The organism is Chloroflexaceae bacterium, from assembly GCA_025057155.1.
Lineage (GTDB): Bacteria > Chloroflexota > Chloroflexia > Chloroflexales > Chloroflexaceae > JACAEO01.
In genome coordinates this window covers 23276-37495 of the sequence record JANWYD010000020.1, presented here as the reverse complement: position 1 = coordinate 37495, position 14220 = coordinate 23276, and the positions used below count along the sequence as shown (strand labels likewise).

The following is a 14220-nucleotide window of genomic DNA, read 5'->3' as shown; positions in this document are numbered from 1 at the left end:
GGGCCGGGTTCACGGGAGCTTGATGCGTATGCACAGCACGCAACGGGAATTGGCGTCACGAACCCCATCCTCCTCATAGGGTGCAGGTCCTCACCCTCCCCCGCCTCGCTTCGCCCGGCGTCCCCTCCCTCTCCACCGCAGGTGGAGGGGGAGGGGACAGGGGGAGGGTGAGGACCTGCTATCTTCACCTCAGAAAAAATCCGAACTAAACGGGGCCAGGCCGGCAAAGGCCTGTTCGGCCAGGTCGAGGGCCTCGCGCCGTCGGGCCTCGAGCACGCCAAAGGCGGCGGCGGTGCGCGGGCGCAGGTACCGGCTGTAGATCTGGGCGAGAGTCCCCACCTCACAGCACAGATCGGCGGGCGCGCCGACGGGCAGGCGCGTCGCCTGGCAGCGGCCGGCGGCGAACTCCAGGGCGAACACGGCGGCATTTTCGGCTATCCAGTCGTCGTGTACCGCCAGGGTCAGGCGCCCGCTCGCCCCGGGCGCGAAGGGGTACGCCTCCAGGGCCGCCGGCACGTCGAGCAGGCGTAGCATAAAGTCCGGCTCCACCGAACACTCCAGCGGATCGGGGAAAAGCAGGTTCACCGGCGCATCGGCGGGGGCGCGGAAGCGCACGCGCTGCACCTGGTCCTGGTGGCCGGCGATAAAGTGGAAGAGCTGGGCGCGGGCCGTAGGATCGAGGGCGACCAGTTCGCGGAACTCCATGCGCCTGCCGTCGTCGTCGTTGCGCAGGTGGTAGATCAGGTAGGAACGGCCCTGGCCCTGTTCATCGCGCCAGATATAGGCCTGGCGTGGCCGTCCGTGGGCGTGGAGCACCCGGTCGCGCCACCAGGCGGCGTCGCGTGCAATGGGGCCAAAGCGTCCCCGCAGCGCGCCCCGGTAGATGCGGTCGAACTCCTCGATCTGCTCCGCTCCGGCCCGCTCCCAGGCCCCGGGCGCGGCGCGGAAGCTGGCGAAACGTTCCGGGGGACCGCTGTACATCCGGCGCTCGAAAAAGATCGCCCAGCCGTACCGGCGGTAGAATGACGGCTTGAAGGGATACAGGATGGCCAGCGGCACGCCCCCGGCGCGCAGTTCGTCGGCCAGATGGCGCAGCAGCAGGGCTACGTGGCCCTGCCGTCGCGCCTGCGGGGCGCTGGCGACCGCGCCGATGCCCGCCGCGGGAACGTCGCCGGCGCCGGCCTGCACCCGCAGCGGAATAACCTCTAGTTGCGCGGCCAGGGCGTCACCGGCGAACACGCCGCGCAGGCGCTCCAGACGATCGGCGGCGACCTCGGTCGAAACGTAGCTGGCGTAGTTGGCCGGAAAGGCGTACTGTTCCAGCGCGATAAACTGGTCGAGATCCTGCTCGGTGAGCGGGCGGTAGGTCAGCACGATGTGCACCCCGGTTTTTCTGCCAGGAGGAAATAGCTGCCACAGCGCATCCAGCCAAACAGCCAGAGGTCCAGTTCCATCACCAGCGTAACAGCCAGCAGCGCCAGGTAGACCGGGCTGCCAGGGCGCAGGCGCCGGCGGATGCGCCGACGGGCGCGGATCTCGCGGACGACGCCGCTGACGGGCGATCCGCTGGCGGCGGGATCGGGTTCGCTGGCCGCATTGTCGAGCGGCGCGGGCGCGCGACCCAGCGCGGCCTCGCCAAGTTTCATCAACACGTGCTCGACAAAGGTGGTGAACAGACTGTTCCAGAACACCACCTTCACCGGACGCAGGCCAGCGCGTTCAAAGGCTGCCAGCACGTCTTCCCAGGTTTCGAGGGCCTTCACATGGTCGGATTTGCGGCGCGCCTCGCGAGCGAAATCGTACCATCCGGCGCGCACGAACACGCGCCCCAGCCGTCGGCTGAGGTCAATCAGCGGCTGGATGGGCGAGCGTTCGCGCGTGTTAGAGAAGGCCAGCATGCGCCCGCCGGGGCGCAACACGCGGGCGCTCTCGGCCAGATACTGGTCAATGACCTCAAGGGGAAAGTGTTCGAGAATGTCAATCGCGAACAGCTTATCGAAGGCGTTATCGGCGAAGGGCAGGCTGCGCGAGTCGGCGCGGGCGAGGGCCACCCGTTTGCGGGCCTGGTCGGCGAAGAGCGTGGCCGGATCGCTGCCGATCATCAGGCGCACGCGGTGGGCGTTCCAGACAGCGTGTTTGGCCGTGCCGCAGCCATTGTCGAGGGCCACATCGGCGGGCCGGAAACGCAGGAGCCGCCGCAGCGCCCGGTCGCGCACGCCGGCAGCGAGGAGCGGCGGGGCCAGTTCGCGGTAATCAAGCTCCTCGGCCAGTTCCGCCTCATCGGAGACGTACTTCGAGACGTAGCCAAAGGCGACGTTCCGGGGCATCAGGTCAATGTAGCCGTCACAAAAGGCGTAGGCGGCGCCGCAAGATCCACAGTGGACGCCATCATTCATAACATAGAGGTCGCGCGAACGGCAGGTCGGGCACTGGAGCAGAGGGAAGAGTTCGCGGGGAATCATACCAGGAACTTCCGTTCCACATCACGGGCCAGGAGGGCGTCAAAGAGCAGCAGAAAGACTCCCTGCACAGTGATGCCCAGCCCCATACCCCGGCGATCGGGCCGGTCGGGGAACCGCAGCGCTGTGAACAGCCCCGCGACGATGTAGAGCACATCCAGCCCTGCGTTGAACCACAGCAGGTTCCGAAAACGCTCGGCCTCGTGGGTCGCGACGGACTCGTCGAGGTAGTGTTCGGCCAGGGCCTCAGCTTTCAGCAACGCCCGGCGCCGCCCGGCCATCGCCAGGAGCACGTCAATCACCCCCCACGCCGCCGCCTGTAGCCCGAAGTGGCGGGCGAAGCCGCCGAATGGCAGCATCAGTGCACCCAGGATGCTGTTGATGATGCCCCAGAAAAGCAGTGGCTGCAAGGCGCGGCGCTGGTAGACAAAGAAGTTTTGATGCATACTGTTGTGCGTGCTGCTACAACTGCAACGCCCCTTCGTGTCTGAAGGGGTTTTCGGAGGAACATCACCCCTCTGCGCCTTCCCGAGAGTCGTCAGGCTGGAGAGGGTGAGAAAATCTGGTTTCCCCACCTCCGCCAGAAATCCTGTTCCCAGGCCCTTCGTAATCTTACTCGATCTTGCGCTGGCGTCAATCGTTGCTCTGCAGGATGCCTCTGCCGAACCCCTTCGCACCGCAGAGGGCGCAGAGGAACTCAAAAAGCTCATCCTCTGCATACTCCACGGTAAATCGGAACACGCACCTCTGCGGCAAAGTCGAGCCGGACAGAACGAGAGGTTTCCTGGGAGAGCTGCATGCTGCCAGCCTCGGCCCCGGATCACCTGGCTATCGCCTGTTCAGACGGCCCGCGGTCCCACAGCAGGAGGCCCGGACCAGCACTGAGCTGGATGCGGTCGGGTGAGGGGCGAGCGACGAGAGGAGCGGCCAGGCCGGCGGGGCCGAGGGTGCGCCGGCTGTGATCGGGCGGCATGACGCTGATAAGCCCTTCGTCGTTGAAGAACAGACGCACGCAGGAAAAGGCAAAGGTGAGGGCATGGGGGCTTGCCAGGGTCATCTCGATCTCGCCGTCGTTGGCGGCGTGCACATGGCCGCCGAGGTCGGCCAGAAGGTGCCGGAGCGCCGAGACGTCAACGTTGAGACGTTGCCCCCGTGCGCCGGTAAGCACCACCGTAATGTAGCGACTGATCAGGACCGAGTCGATTAACAGCAGGTCGTAGCGAGGGTGTTCAAAGAAGATGGCGGCGGCAGGATTGGCGCGGTCAATGCAGCGCCCGGCGATAGCCCAGCCCAGCGCATTGACATCGAGGGCCAGGCGGCGCGCATCGGGGAAGGCGAACTGGATGTGGGCCGCCCCCGTGATGCCGGCGGTCAGTTCGGCGGCGGGCACGCCAAAGCCCTTGAGGAAGCCCCGCAGGATGTGCAGGCCCAGATCGAGGGCCACGCGCCGCGAGCGACGCCCCGAGATGTCGGTGAGTTCGGTCTCTTCGGGCGGGACGCCCAGGGGCCGGCTGTCGGTCAGCAGGGGCAGCAGGGCCCCGCGGAAGAAATTGCGCCCGTCGCGGTGCGCCACGACAGTCAGCGGACGCACGCGGGCATCGGGCACGCGCACGATGTTGGCCCCAAAGAGTTCGTACACCAGGCTTACCAGCGGGTCTTCACGGCAGAGTCGTATCAGGCTCATAGTTCTCTCCCTGTCATATGATGTGAATCGGCGCCGAGCAGGCGCGGCCCGCCCTGGCTGCCGTCGCACAACCCTCCGAGTTGCGGCAGTGGAAACGTGTTTCCCCGTCCTCCTACTGACATCAGAGGGCGTATCGGCGTCTAACGCGGACCTGGCGCAACCGGGAGGCCCCGCGCCCCGCCCTGCGAGAGGGGGGCGGACGTCCCGGCGTCGGCAAAGCCGGTGGCAACCAGGGTGACCTTGACCAGCCCGGAGGTCAGGGTCGGGTCAATCGTGGCCCCGAAGATGATGTTGGCGTCGGGGTCGATGCTGCGGGCCGCCAGTTCAGCGGCGCTATGCACCTCGAGCAGACCCAGATCGTTGCCGCCGGTGATGTTGAGCAGCAGCCGGCGCGCACCTTCGAGGCGGCCCTCCAGCAACGGGCAGGCGGTGGCGCGCCGCAGGGCCTCGATGGCGCGGTTGTGGCCCCGAGCCGCGCCGATGCCCAGCAGGGCCGTGCCGGCCCGTTCCATCACCGCGCGCACATCGGCGAAATCAACGTTAATCAGGCCGCACTGCACCATAAGTTCGGCGATGCCCTGCACGCCGAGCTGGAGCACGGCGTCGGCCATGTCGAATGCTTCGCGGACGGAGGTGCTGCGCGTGGCGGCCTCGATCAGGCGGTCGTTCGGCACAATAATCACCGTGTCGGCGACATCGCGCAGAGTGGCGATGCCCTGCGCAGCGATCTGCGCCCGCCGCCGGCCCTCAAAGCTGAAGGGCCGGGTGACCAGGGCCACGCAGAGGGCGCCGAGTTCGCGGGCCACCCGCGCGACGATCGGCGCCGCGCCGGTTCCCGTTCCGCCGCCCATGCCGGCGGCAATGAAGACCATGTCGGCGCCCCGCAGGCGCTCGCGGAGCGCCGCCGCGCTCTCCTCGGCGGCCTGGCGACCCACCAGCGGATCCCCCCCCGCTCCGAGGCCACGAGTCACCGTCTCGCCCAGCACCAGATGGCGCGTGGCCCGACTGGCGCCGAGAGCCTGCCGGTCGGTATTCACTGCCAGCGTGTCCACGCCGGGAATGCGCTCGCTGGCCAGCCGGTCAATGACGTTGCCGCCTGCTCCGCCTACGCCGACGACCCGGATCTTCACCGGGGCGGAGTCAAGCGGCAGTTGGGCCAGAAAGAGGGAAGGGCGCGCAGCGACGTCTTCCGGCCGGGTAAACACGATCACGTTGTCGGCAACATCCGGGTCTACGCTGACGCCGGTCACGGACTGATCAACCATCGTTTGCTCCTCCAATCTCATCGGGATGTCGTTCTTCATTGGCGTGGCGCGCATCCGGGCCGGGCGAGGTTCCATCGCTGGCGATGATCTGCTGCGGAGCAATCCGCCAGAAGTCGGCCAGCGCGCGCACCAGCCAGATGAGGGCGGCGCGCTGCGCCGGGCCAGCGGCAGCGGGGCCTCCTTCAACCGCGATGAGCACGGGGCGCCCGCCGCGCGCGCTGTCGCCCGGTCCAGTGCGTTCGTCGCGCAGGCGGTAGATCGCGCCAGAGGCGGTAACGTAGTAGTGCCAGCGGGCGCTGCCGGCTTCCGGGCGCAGATCGGCAGCGGCGGGGCCACGGGCCGCGGCGATGAGCAGGCTGTCGGGCGCCGGGCGATCATGGCCTGAGGGCGCGTCAAGGAGCAGATCATGCAACGCCGGCGCCGCGGCCCCGCCCAGCAGATGGTCCGTTCCCCGTGGAGCGGACGCGCCGTGGAGCGCCGGGGAATCGTTGAGGGCGATCACCGGCGTCGCGGCGGGCAACGGCTGGTCGAGCGGCCAGGTGAGGCGCGGCAACGGGCAGGCCAGGACGTCGAGGGCAAAGGCCATCAGCAGATAGGGCCGGCCCGCTACCATCGCCACTTCGGGCGGCGCCAGGGGCGCGCCCAGGCGCCGGCTCTCGGCCTGGCGGGTGAGGAGCGCCGCCGGGTCGTAGCGCCGCCCGCAGCGGGCACGGTACAGGTCGTCGAGCAGGGCGGCGCGTAGCGCGGCAGGTCGGGGAGCGCCGCTGGTCGCGCTGCCCAGTTCACTCAGGTGGTAGATCGTGCGCCAGGCGCCCACTGGCGAGCAGAGGCTGTCCAGAGCAAAGTGCTGGCAGGCAAAGGCTGTCCCGTCCACCGTGATGCGGTGGTTGGGACCGATGGGCGCTCCCAGGTCGCCAGCGCGCAGTTGCCAGCGCTGGTGGAAGGCCCAGTCGGGCCGGAAACCGTTCACCGGATCGGCGGCGCGGAACATTTCGCTCACCAGCGCGTCGCGCAGCGAGCCGGGGGCCGTTTCGCTCAAGCGGCGAATCGCGCTGGCCTGGGGACCCTCGGCGCCGGTGAGGGGCGCGTACAGCAGGTCGCGGGCGTACACCTCGACGATCAGCGGCGCCTGACCGGGGATGCGCACCGGGCGATCACGGTCGTCCTGGGCCGTCGCAGGGCTGGAAGCGAGGGGACGGCCGTTGAGACTGGCGACGGGCATGCCCAGCTTCGCGGCGCGGGCGGCTTCGTACAGAGGCCACGCAGCGGGCAGCGCCGAACCAGCGGCCCGGTAGGCGAGATCGTGCATCAGGGCGCGCAACTGGACCTGGGGGTCATCGTTGGCCTCGGGAGTGCCGGCGTAAACCTCGCCAACGAAACGTTCCCAGGGGAATCCGGCGGGATCGGTCTTGCGCCCCGGCGCGATGTCCAGGTGGCGGACGAGCTGGCTGCGGGGCACGTTGTGGCGGCGCACCAGGTCACGGGTCAGTTCCAGGGCCGCAGCGTACTGGACCTCGGGATAGGGATCACGCCCGGTGTTGAGATTCTCCAGCTCAATGCCGATCGAGAAACGATTGCAATGCTGCATAACGCGCCCGTCAACGGCCCAGACGCTTGCGCCAGCGTGCCAGGCGATGTCATCTTCTTTGACCAGTTGCACAACCCGCCCATTGCGACCAATGTAGTAGTGAACCGACACGGGACGGCGTTCATCGCCGCCCTGGCGCAGCCAGTTCAGGTCGCCGGGGGCGCGCCCGGCTGTGGCGTGGACCACCACCATGCGCACCCGGCTGAGCGCGCCGGGCTGATAGTGCTGGCGGGTCATGCCGAGCCATTCGACGTGCATTGGTTGTGTTCCTCCGGTATGCCGTCGTTAAGTTCTGATGCGGCTTCGCCGCGCCACGAGAGTTTTTTCCTGGGAGGGCTGCGCCCTCCCGGCCCCTCCGTCTGGAGGGGAGACGTGGGGAAACCGGGTTTCCCCACCCCCCTGCCTTGAGGCCCGCGGCGGGATTCGGGAGAGCCGCGCCTTTCCTGGACTCTCCGGCAGGGGGAGGTGGGGCGACCCGGTTTCCCCGCCTGCCTGCCGCGGGGAGAATAGCGATGGGGCCACCAGGTTTCTCCACCACCCCTTGCCACAGTGAGGACGGCAATGGGGAAGCCGGCTTTCCCTGTCCCCTTTCCCTCTCGTGCTATGATCGATCCTCGATTGCCACGCCGCTGATCTGGCCGCCGTCGAGGGCGACGACACGCTGGGCCGAGCCAGCGCGTCCCTGGATGCGCAGGGCGCGGATCTGCCCGCCGCGTGCCACCACCATCTGCCGCGCGGCAGGCGGCGGCGCCTCTCCGACGAGATCGGCGGCGGGCGGGCGGAGGTAAAACGGCCCGCCGTCGCGATCGCGCAGGTAGAGGGCCGGCACGAACCACGAGACGCGGTCGCGCTCCTCGACGAACAGCGCGCGCCGGGCGAGGGCGACCGCGTCTTGCAGGCTGCGCCCGGCGACGAGGGCCCGGTAGAGCAGGGCGCCGGCGCGTCCGGCTGCGCCAGCGCGCACGCTGAGTTGCATCCCCAGCACCGCAGGGACGCCGCTGGCGCAGAGGGCCTGGGCCACCCCGGCGACAAGCGGCGCGCTGGCGCCGAGCATGGCCCCCTGGCAGGCATGCAACACCACCAGAGAGACCCCGCCGAAGAGGGCCGCCAGGGTTGCCGCGGGCGTCCAGGCTGCGCCGGGGCCGTCATCGAGGAGCAGCGCGCCCTCGCCGTCGAGGTAGCGTCCGTGACCATAGAAATGCACGACGTCGGGGGGCGGGCCGGCGCCAAGGGCCTGGATCACCGCGGCGCGGCTGGCCGGCTCTACTTCGAGCACCGTGGCATGTCCGGCGTCAAGGAGCGGCTGCCAGGCATCGAGGCGGGCGGCGCGTTCGACCTGGCGTATCTCGGGGCTAATCCCGGCCCGGGGTGACACGGCCAGAATGCGCAGCGGACCGCTGGTATGGCGCGGCGGCGGCAGAGCCCGGGGCAGATCCAGTCGCCGCGCGATGCTGCCGGCGCTCCCCTGGGCCAGTACCAGGGGCAGCGGCCCGTCGTCCCAGAGCAGTTCCCAGGGTAGAGCGGCCAGGTCCGTCGCTTCTGGCGGGAAGCACAACTCCAGGCGCAGGGGGTAGCCCAGGGCCGTGGCGTGATCGCGCAGCGTGGCCAGGGCGCGGGCGCCGGCGGGGTCGGCGGTGAGAGCGTGGAAGAGCCGGCGGCCCACGCGCCGGGGCGCATCGGCGGACACGCGCTCCTCGTCCCAGAGGCCCAGGGCGGCCAGCCGGGCGCGCTCGTCGGCGCTGAAGGCGAAGCGTTGCTCCTGCTCCTCGTTCCAGGCAATGGGATAGGCCGGGTCCTGCAGGGCGTCAAGGGCTCGCAGCACCAGACCCAGATCGTCGCGCGGGAACGGAGGCTCCAGACGACTGGTGCGCGTGCCGAGTACGCCTGCCTCCCAGCGCAGGGTGACGCCGTCGCGGCGCGGCAGGCAGATCAGCCGCGGATCGGTGCGATTGAGAGAAGGGTTCATAGACGCTCCTCGGCAACAACCCAGACCAGACGAAAGCCCAGCACGTTATAGCGCTGAATAGGCGGGAAACGATGATAGGCCCCGCATCGCAGTCCCTCGGCCTGCCAGTTGAAGGCCCCGCCTTTGATCACCGGCGTTTCACCGGGCGCGACATCGGCGCGCGGCGCGCGCTCCTCCGGGGCGTCGGCCAGGCTGCAGGTCCACTCCCAGACATTGCCGGCCAGGTCCAGCGCCCCGCAGACCGCAGCGCCAGCGGGAAAGCAGCCGATGGGGCTGGGCGCGTGCAGGGCGCAATCGGCAAAGTTGGCGCGGCCCGTGTCAGGTGGCTCGTCACCCCAGGGGTACAGACGCTGGTCGAGGTGGCGTGCGGCCCGTTCCCACTCCAGCGCCGTTGGCAGGCGCAACATCTCGCCGGGGTAGAGCCAGCCCGCTGCCCGGCCCTCGGCTGTCAGCCAGGCGCAGAAGGCCGCCGCTTCATACCACGAGACGCCCACCACTGGCTGCGTAGGGCCGTTGTAGCTGGCGACCCTCCACAACCCCGGCTGCGTAATGGGCGTGCCGCGTTCTTCGGGCGGGGCGCGCTGACCATCGGGCTGGAGGAAGGCCCGGCCTGTCACGCTCCACCAGCGCGGGTCGCCGTACCCGCCGGCGGCGATGAAGCGGGCGAACTCAGCATTGGTCACGGGGTAGCGGGCGATGCGAAAGGCGTAGGGCAGTTCGACCGGCTTCAGCGCAGCCCGGCGTCCGCGGCGCTGGCGTTCGTCGCCGTGCCAGAACGTGCCTGCGGGCACATCGCACCAGTAATCGGGAACTACCGCCTCGCCGGCGCCCGCAGCGCGGCCGGTAGCCAGGTCGAGCAGCCGCGGATCGCCCAGACGTCCAAGTACGCCGCCAGCCGCGACACGAATGTTGAGCGGCGCGGCGGGGTCGGCCACCACGGCCAGCAGGGCCGCCAGGCCCGCTTCCCAGGCGCGCCCGCCAGCGGCATTGCGCCCGGCATCGAGGAGACATTCGCCTGCCAGTACGGCGGGTAGACCCCGCTGCTCGTCTCCGGCGGGCGACGCCAGCAGGGAGAGCAGCAAACGCTGCGCCTCCCGCTGCGAGGCCGAGGCGATAGCCAGACGCAGCACCTCGTGCCAGCGCGGATCGAGGGCGTAGCGCTGTATCAATGCATCGGGGCGCTCGACCGCCACCGACTCCAGCAGCCCGCGGGCGGCCAGATACTCCTCGAAGGTCAGATGGAGAAAAGCGAAACGGCGGTAGCCCCGTTCAATAAGCAGCCCGGTATCGCGGCGCATCAGTTCGATGAACTCGCGGGCCAGACGCCGGGCGCGCTGCCGCGGCAGGCCGTCGCTCTGCGCGAGGGTGGCGGCAATGTGGCGCTCCAGTTCATCGTGCTCGATCAGGCCCCCGGCGCGTTCACCGTGCAGCCAGAGGGCCACCGGACCCAGCACATTGACCACGAAGCGCTCATCAATCTGCTCATCGCCGAGTTGCACGGCGATAGGACGGCCGCTCAACGAGCGGGTGCGGTTCCAGGTTTCGGCCAGCGCCTCGACGCAGAGGCGGTAGAGATCAGCCCGGCGATCAGGCAGGCGGGCGCCTTGATAGTGGATCAGCGCCAGGATGGTCAGCAACAGCGGATTGCGCGCCAGGTCGGTGACCTGGGGGGTTGAGAACACCGCAGCGCTGAGCGCAGCGACGTGCGCGGCGACGCGGCGCTCCACCTCGGCGCTGGCGGCCTCGCGCATCAGGTCGGAGAGCAGATCGCCGTCGCTTGCTGCCGGCGGCGCGCCGATGGCGGCATAGGCCCGGCTCCAGCGTTCGATAAAAGCGCCGATCAGCTCATCGGAGAGGGGCTGGATGATGACCACGGCGAACAGATCGGGGTCGAGGGGCGCCTCCTCGTAGCCGACGATGCGCGCAGTGGCCACGAAGCGATTGCCCGGGGCGTCCCACTCGCGGGCAAACGCCTCCAGCGCTCGAACGATCCCCTGGCGGTCGTCGCGCACCTCGTCGAGACCGTCGAAGAGCACCAGGGCGCGGCCCATCGTGAGGGCGCGCAGGAACAGCGGGCTGTAGTCGGGCTGGGAGAGGCCGCCGTAGTAGACGCTGAGATACTCCAGGGGCGAGAGATCACCCGCGCCGGGCTGGGAGCGAGCAGTGGCGAAGGCGGCCACGGGAAAGAAGATCGGCAGCCAGAGCGGGTCGAGGCCCAGGTCGCGACGGGCATCGCCGCGGGTGAGGGACAGCAGCAGGTAGCGCACCAGGGTGCTCTTGCCGCTGCCGGGGTCGCCGAGCACGACCAGCAGCGGCTGCGCGCGCACGAACTCGTGGAGCGAAGCGGGTGGCGCGTCAGGACCGCGTTCATCGTGCCGGGCGCGGCCCATGAGCGGAACGTAGATCCGCTCCAGGGGGATGCGCGTGGCTGTATGCCCCTGCATGATCCCGCGAAAATCCAGCGCTCCGAATGTCTCGGCGACAAAGGCGCGATAGCGGGCGTAGAGCAGGGGCAGATCGGGCGGGGGCGATGCCGGCAGGGCGTAGAGATCGCCGTGGACAATGGTCTGCCGCACCTGGGCGATGGAGGCCCCGGAGGTGGCGACGATGCTCTGGCCGAACGGTTCGGGGGCGAAAGCAGCGATGCGAGCGGCGCGCAGGCGGTCGAACAGGGCGCGCTCGGCCTCGGTGGGCAGGCAGCGGCGCAGCCGGGCCTGCCCGGCAAACGCCGCGGGCAGCAGCTCGCCGAGCAGGCGGATCAACGGCGGGCCAATCAGGCGCCAGGGCGGCGTCTCGGCGCCGGCAGCGGCGAGGGCGGCGCGCACCTCGCGACGGTACAGCTCCACCAGGCGCGCCAGATCCGGCTCGCCCGCGAGCAGCAACTCCTCCACAGCGGCGGCGCGAAAGCGCGCGGCGGCGGGATGAGGATTGCATAGCAGCGCGACCAGCGGCCCGGCCGTGACGGGGCGCTCATCACGCAGGCGCGCCTCGGCCCGGGCAATGGCGCGGGTCAGCGCCGCGGCAGGCGCGCCGTCGCCGAGCGTGGCGAGCGCGGTGAGCCGGCCTGTAAGCGAGGCTGCTTCGGGATCGGCGGCGGCGACGTCGGCGAGCGCCGCTGCCACGGCCACGATAGATACGCTCAGAGTGGAAGCCAGGTCGCTCATTGGCTACTCCCGCGAGCGGGCGCGATTGGCGGCGCCTGCTCCACCAGCGATGGAAGCGGCTCGTCGAGCAGCCGGGCAAGCACCTCGGCGGCGGAAGGGACGGGAATGGCGCCGCGGTCGCGGGCGAGAGCGCGGCGCAGACGTGCGCGGGCCAGCCCGGCGCTGCCGGGTGCGCGCAGAGCAGGATCGGGAACGGTGTTGATGGACAGTGGCATGACTCCTCCTTCGAATGCAATGATCGCGGTTCACTTGTAGCCGGCGCTCCTCCTCCCAGGGCAGCGACCCGATAACTCATCCCTGGCTGCAATCCAAAATCCAAAATCTAAAATCCAAAATCCATACACTAGATATCCGCCAGGATCGGCGGCAGATCGCCCCCGGCCCAGCGGCTCGCCGCGTCCAGCAGCCGGTCGCTGGCCGCGTGCCAGGACTCAGGCGCCCAGAGTTCAAAGAAGGCGCCCATCCCGACTAGCACAACCGTCGAGGTGATCCCGGCGTAGGCCAGCAGCAGGCGAGGGAGGAGCACCATCCCTGTGGCATCGAGGGTCACCTCGGCGGCAGTGGCAAAGAGCAGGCTGCGAGCCTGGCGCGCGCCGTCAACAAAGAGCGGCAGGGCATTCACGCGCCGGGCAAGCTCCTGCCAGATGGGGATGGGAAACGCCTGCGCGCAGCGCTCGAAGCCGCGGGTCACAATCAGGCCCTCAATGGCGGCGGCGCGAAACGCGAGCGGGAGCGCAATGCGACCGGATGGTTCGACCACGCTCTCGAACGTACCGATGAACATGAGGGCGCCTCCACTGGAGGTTCGATCGGGGCAGCTTACGGGTTGAATAGAAGATCAAAAGGGTTCTTATTGGGTTGCTTTTGGCCTACACTATAGCATATAGTTAGAACTTTGTTAAGCGCCTTTTCACCATCGTTTGATCTGATTCGCGGGGACGAAAGGGTCTTGCGGAGGGATGCCGTCTGTCGTAGTATATGCGACAACGCTTCGATATTGGCGTCGCAGGCCTGGGGTAGATGCTATGCCGCTTTCAATCTCGGCGATGCCCCGAAAGGAGGAGCGGATCCGGATCCCCGAACTCCACCTCCAGGCCGCCCTGGTTTGCCAATGCTTGCTCTGGACGGAAGCTGTAACTTGGTATATAATAGCCCAGAAAGATACTGAAAGGAACCCGAAAATGACCCGGTATCAGCTCAAAAATGGCCTGACCCAGGCGGGACACTCCTCCAATGACCTGATGCTCGGGATGCCCCTCGTAACTCTGGGGCTGTCAACCGCCTATGCTGCGGCGCTCAGCTATCTGGAGCGCCGCCTGCCCATCAAGCCCGACCACACCTGGGCCGAAGTGGCCGGTGGGGTCCTGATTACGCTCGTTCCCGTGGCTATCGCCGCGCGCCGCCACCCTGAGATGGACTGGCGCCAGTACGAGGCGGCGGTCTGGCGCAGCTTTATCGCCTCGGGCACGCCGATCATCCTCTGGCAGATCGGTGAGGCCATGCTGCGCCAGGTTGAACTGCTGCGCTATGCCGCCGCGCGGGAACAGGCGCCTGTGGAGACCTATGCCGACGATTCCTCGACGATGGCCAATCGAAGCGGAGAGCGAACGGGAGGCGGCGATCCAGGCTGCTGATGAGGCGGTTCAGATTCTGCAACGAGCCCAGACTACGCTCGATGCGGCCCGGGCCAGGGTGCACGCCAATCAGAGCCTGGCGCTGGTGCAGGTGACCGATACGGAACGCTATGTCGCTGATGCGCTGACGCGGGCTGATCGCGTGGCGCGCTTTCTCGCCATGGCCCGCGCCAAACCCATCCAGGGCCGCTGGCCTATGGTGGCGTCCAAACAGCGCGAGGACGCCGAGACGGCTCTGCAACAGGCCGGTGAGCTTCTCGGCGCGCTTGAGCAGATCTTGCGACCTGTGCGCGAGAAGATCAGCGCCAATCCGGCCCTTGGCGAAGCGATGATCGCCGATGCCGCCCTGCTGCTGGCCCGGGCCCTTAATCGCCTGGAGCGGGTGGTGCGCCTGTTGATCGAGGCGGGTATCGGGCGTGATTGAGGGTGTCCAGAGCAGGCGTAGCCCTCCAGGAGCGCG

At 68.8% G+C, this 14220-nt stretch carries 12 protein-coding genes; 2 read left to right on the top strand and 10 right to left on the bottom strand.

The features are described 5' to 3' along the window. Positions 1-189: 189 nt before the first annotated feature. From NZU74_16665 to NZU74_16620, 10 genes are all read right to left on the bottom strand, one after another. On the bottom strand, positions 190-1383 hold the full coding sequence (locus NZU74_16665) for a GNAT family N-acetyltransferase (GenBank protein MCS6882965.1): 1194 nt from the start codon (positions 1381-1383) through the stop codon (positions 190-192). Beyond that, the gene (locus NZU74_16660; protein ID MCS6882964.1) at positions 1368-2462 is read right to left on the bottom strand and encodes a class I SAM-dependent methyltransferase; all 1095 of its coding nucleotides are present in this window, start codon (positions 2460-2462) and stop codon (positions 1368-1370) included. The genes NZU74_16665 and NZU74_16660 overlap by 16 nt, the downstream gene beginning before the upstream one ends. After that, complete coding sequence (locus NZU74_16655) at positions 2459-2905, bottom strand: hypothetical protein (protein ID MCS6882963.1); 447 nt, start codon at positions 2903-2905, stop codon at positions 2459-2461. The genes NZU74_16660 and NZU74_16655 overlap by 4 nt, the downstream gene beginning before the upstream one ends. A gap of 374 nt (positions 2906-3279) precedes the next feature. Next, positions 3280-4143 (bottom strand): hypothetical protein, encoded by an 864-nt coding sequence (locus NZU74_16650; protein ID MCS6882962.1) that lies wholly within the window; start codon positions 4141-4143, stop codon positions 3280-3282. 140 nt (positions 4144-4283) lie between these two features. Continuing rightward, on the bottom strand, positions 4284-5408 hold the full coding sequence (ftsZ, locus tag NZU74_16645) for a cell division protein FtsZ (GenBank protein MCS6882961.1): 1125 nt from the start codon (positions 5406-5408) through the stop codon (positions 4284-4286). Then, the gene (locus tag NZU74_16640; GenBank protein MCS6882960.1) at positions 5401-7254 is read right to left on the bottom strand and encodes an N-acetylmuramoyl-L-alanine amidase; all 1854 of its coding nucleotides are present in this window, start codon (positions 7252-7254) and stop codon (positions 5401-5403) included. Before NZU74_16640 ends, ftsZ begins: the two co-directional genes overlap by 8 nt. Positions 7255-7597: 343 nt before the next feature. Beyond that, positions 7598-8962 (bottom strand): CHAT domain-containing protein, encoded by a 1365-nt coding sequence (locus NZU74_16635; GenBank protein MCS6882959.1) that lies wholly within the window; start codon positions 8960-8962, stop codon positions 7598-7600. Next, positions 8959-12126, bottom strand: a complete 3168-nt coding sequence (locus tag NZU74_16630; protein ID MCS6882958.1) for an SUMF1/EgtB/PvdO family nonheme iron enzyme — start codon at positions 12124-12126, stop codon at positions 8959-8961. Before NZU74_16630 ends, NZU74_16635 begins: the two co-directional genes overlap by 4 nt. Beyond that, complete coding sequence (locus tag NZU74_16625; GenBank protein MCS6882957.1) at positions 12123-12341, bottom strand: hypothetical protein; 219 nt, start codon at positions 12339-12341, stop codon at positions 12123-12125. The genes NZU74_16630 and NZU74_16625 overlap by 4 nt, the downstream gene beginning before the upstream one ends. 128 nt (positions 12342-12469) lie before the next feature. Next, entirely contained in the window at positions 12470-12910 is a 441-nt protein-coding gene (locus NZU74_16620; GenBank protein ID MCS6882956.1) for a division/cell wall cluster transcriptional repressor MraZ, read from the bottom strand. A gap of 397 nt (positions 12911-13307) precedes the next feature. On the opposite strand from NZU74_16620, the gene NZU74_16615 reads away from it, so the two are divergent. After that, the gene (locus NZU74_16615) at positions 13308-13760 is read left to right on the top strand and encodes a hypothetical protein (GenBank protein ID MCS6882955.1); all 453 of its coding nucleotides are present in this window, start codon (positions 13308-13310) and stop codon (positions 13758-13760) included. After that, positions 13690-14184: a hypothetical protein gene (locus NZU74_16610; protein MCS6882954.1), complete on the top strand. Its 495-nt coding sequence runs from the start codon at positions 13690-13692 to the stop codon at positions 14182-14184. The genes NZU74_16615 and NZU74_16610 overlap by 71 nt, the downstream gene beginning before the upstream one ends. Positions 14185-14220: the final 36 nt, after the last annotated feature.

What these genes read in the sequence shown, in the direction of transcription:
- NZU74_16640 (MCS6882960.1), bottom strand. Translation starts at nt 7,254, where the DNA reads ATGCACGTCGAATGGCTCGGCATGACCCGCCAGCACTATCAGCCCGGC.
- NZU74_16620 (MCS6882956.1), bottom strand. Translation starts at nt 12,910, where the DNA reads ATGTTCATCGGTACGTTCGAGAGCGTGGTCGAACCATCCGGTCGCATT.
- NZU74_16610 (MCS6882954.1), top strand. Translation starts at nt 13,690, where the DNA reads ATGCCGACGATTCCTCGACGATGGCCAATCGAAGCGGAGAGCGAACGG.
- NZU74_16650 (MCS6882962.1), bottom strand. Translation starts at nt 4,143, where the DNA reads ATGAGCCTGATACGACTCTGCCGTGAAGACCCGCTGGTAAGCCTGGTG.
- NZU74_16660 (MCS6882964.1), bottom strand. Translation starts at nt 2,462, where the DNA reads ATGATTCCCCGCGAACTCTTCCCTCTGCTCCAGTGCCCGACCTGCCGT.
- ftsZ (MCS6882961.1), bottom strand. Translation starts at nt 5,408, where the DNA reads ATGGTTGATCAGTCCGTGACCGGCGTCAGCGTAGACCCGGATGTTGCC.
- NZU74_16630 (MCS6882958.1), bottom strand. Translation starts at nt 12,126, where the DNA reads ATGAGCGACCTGGCTTCCACTCTGAGCGTATCTATCGTGGCCGTGGCA.
- NZU74_16655 (MCS6882963.1), bottom strand. Translation starts at nt 2,905, where the DNA reads ATGCATCAAAACTTCTTTGTCTACCAGCGCCGCGCCTTGCAGCCACTG.
- NZU74_16635 (MCS6882959.1), bottom strand. Translation starts at nt 8,962, where the DNA reads ATGAACCCTTCTCTCAATCGCACCGATCCGCGGCTGATCTGCCTGCCG.
- NZU74_16615 (MCS6882955.1), top strand. Translation starts at nt 13,308, where the DNA reads ATGACCCGGTATCAGCTCAAAAATGGCCTGACCCAGGCGGGACACTCC.
- NZU74_16625 (MCS6882957.1), bottom strand. Translation starts at nt 12,341, where the DNA reads ATGCCACTGTCCATCAACACCGTTCCCGATCCTGCTCTGCGCGCACCC.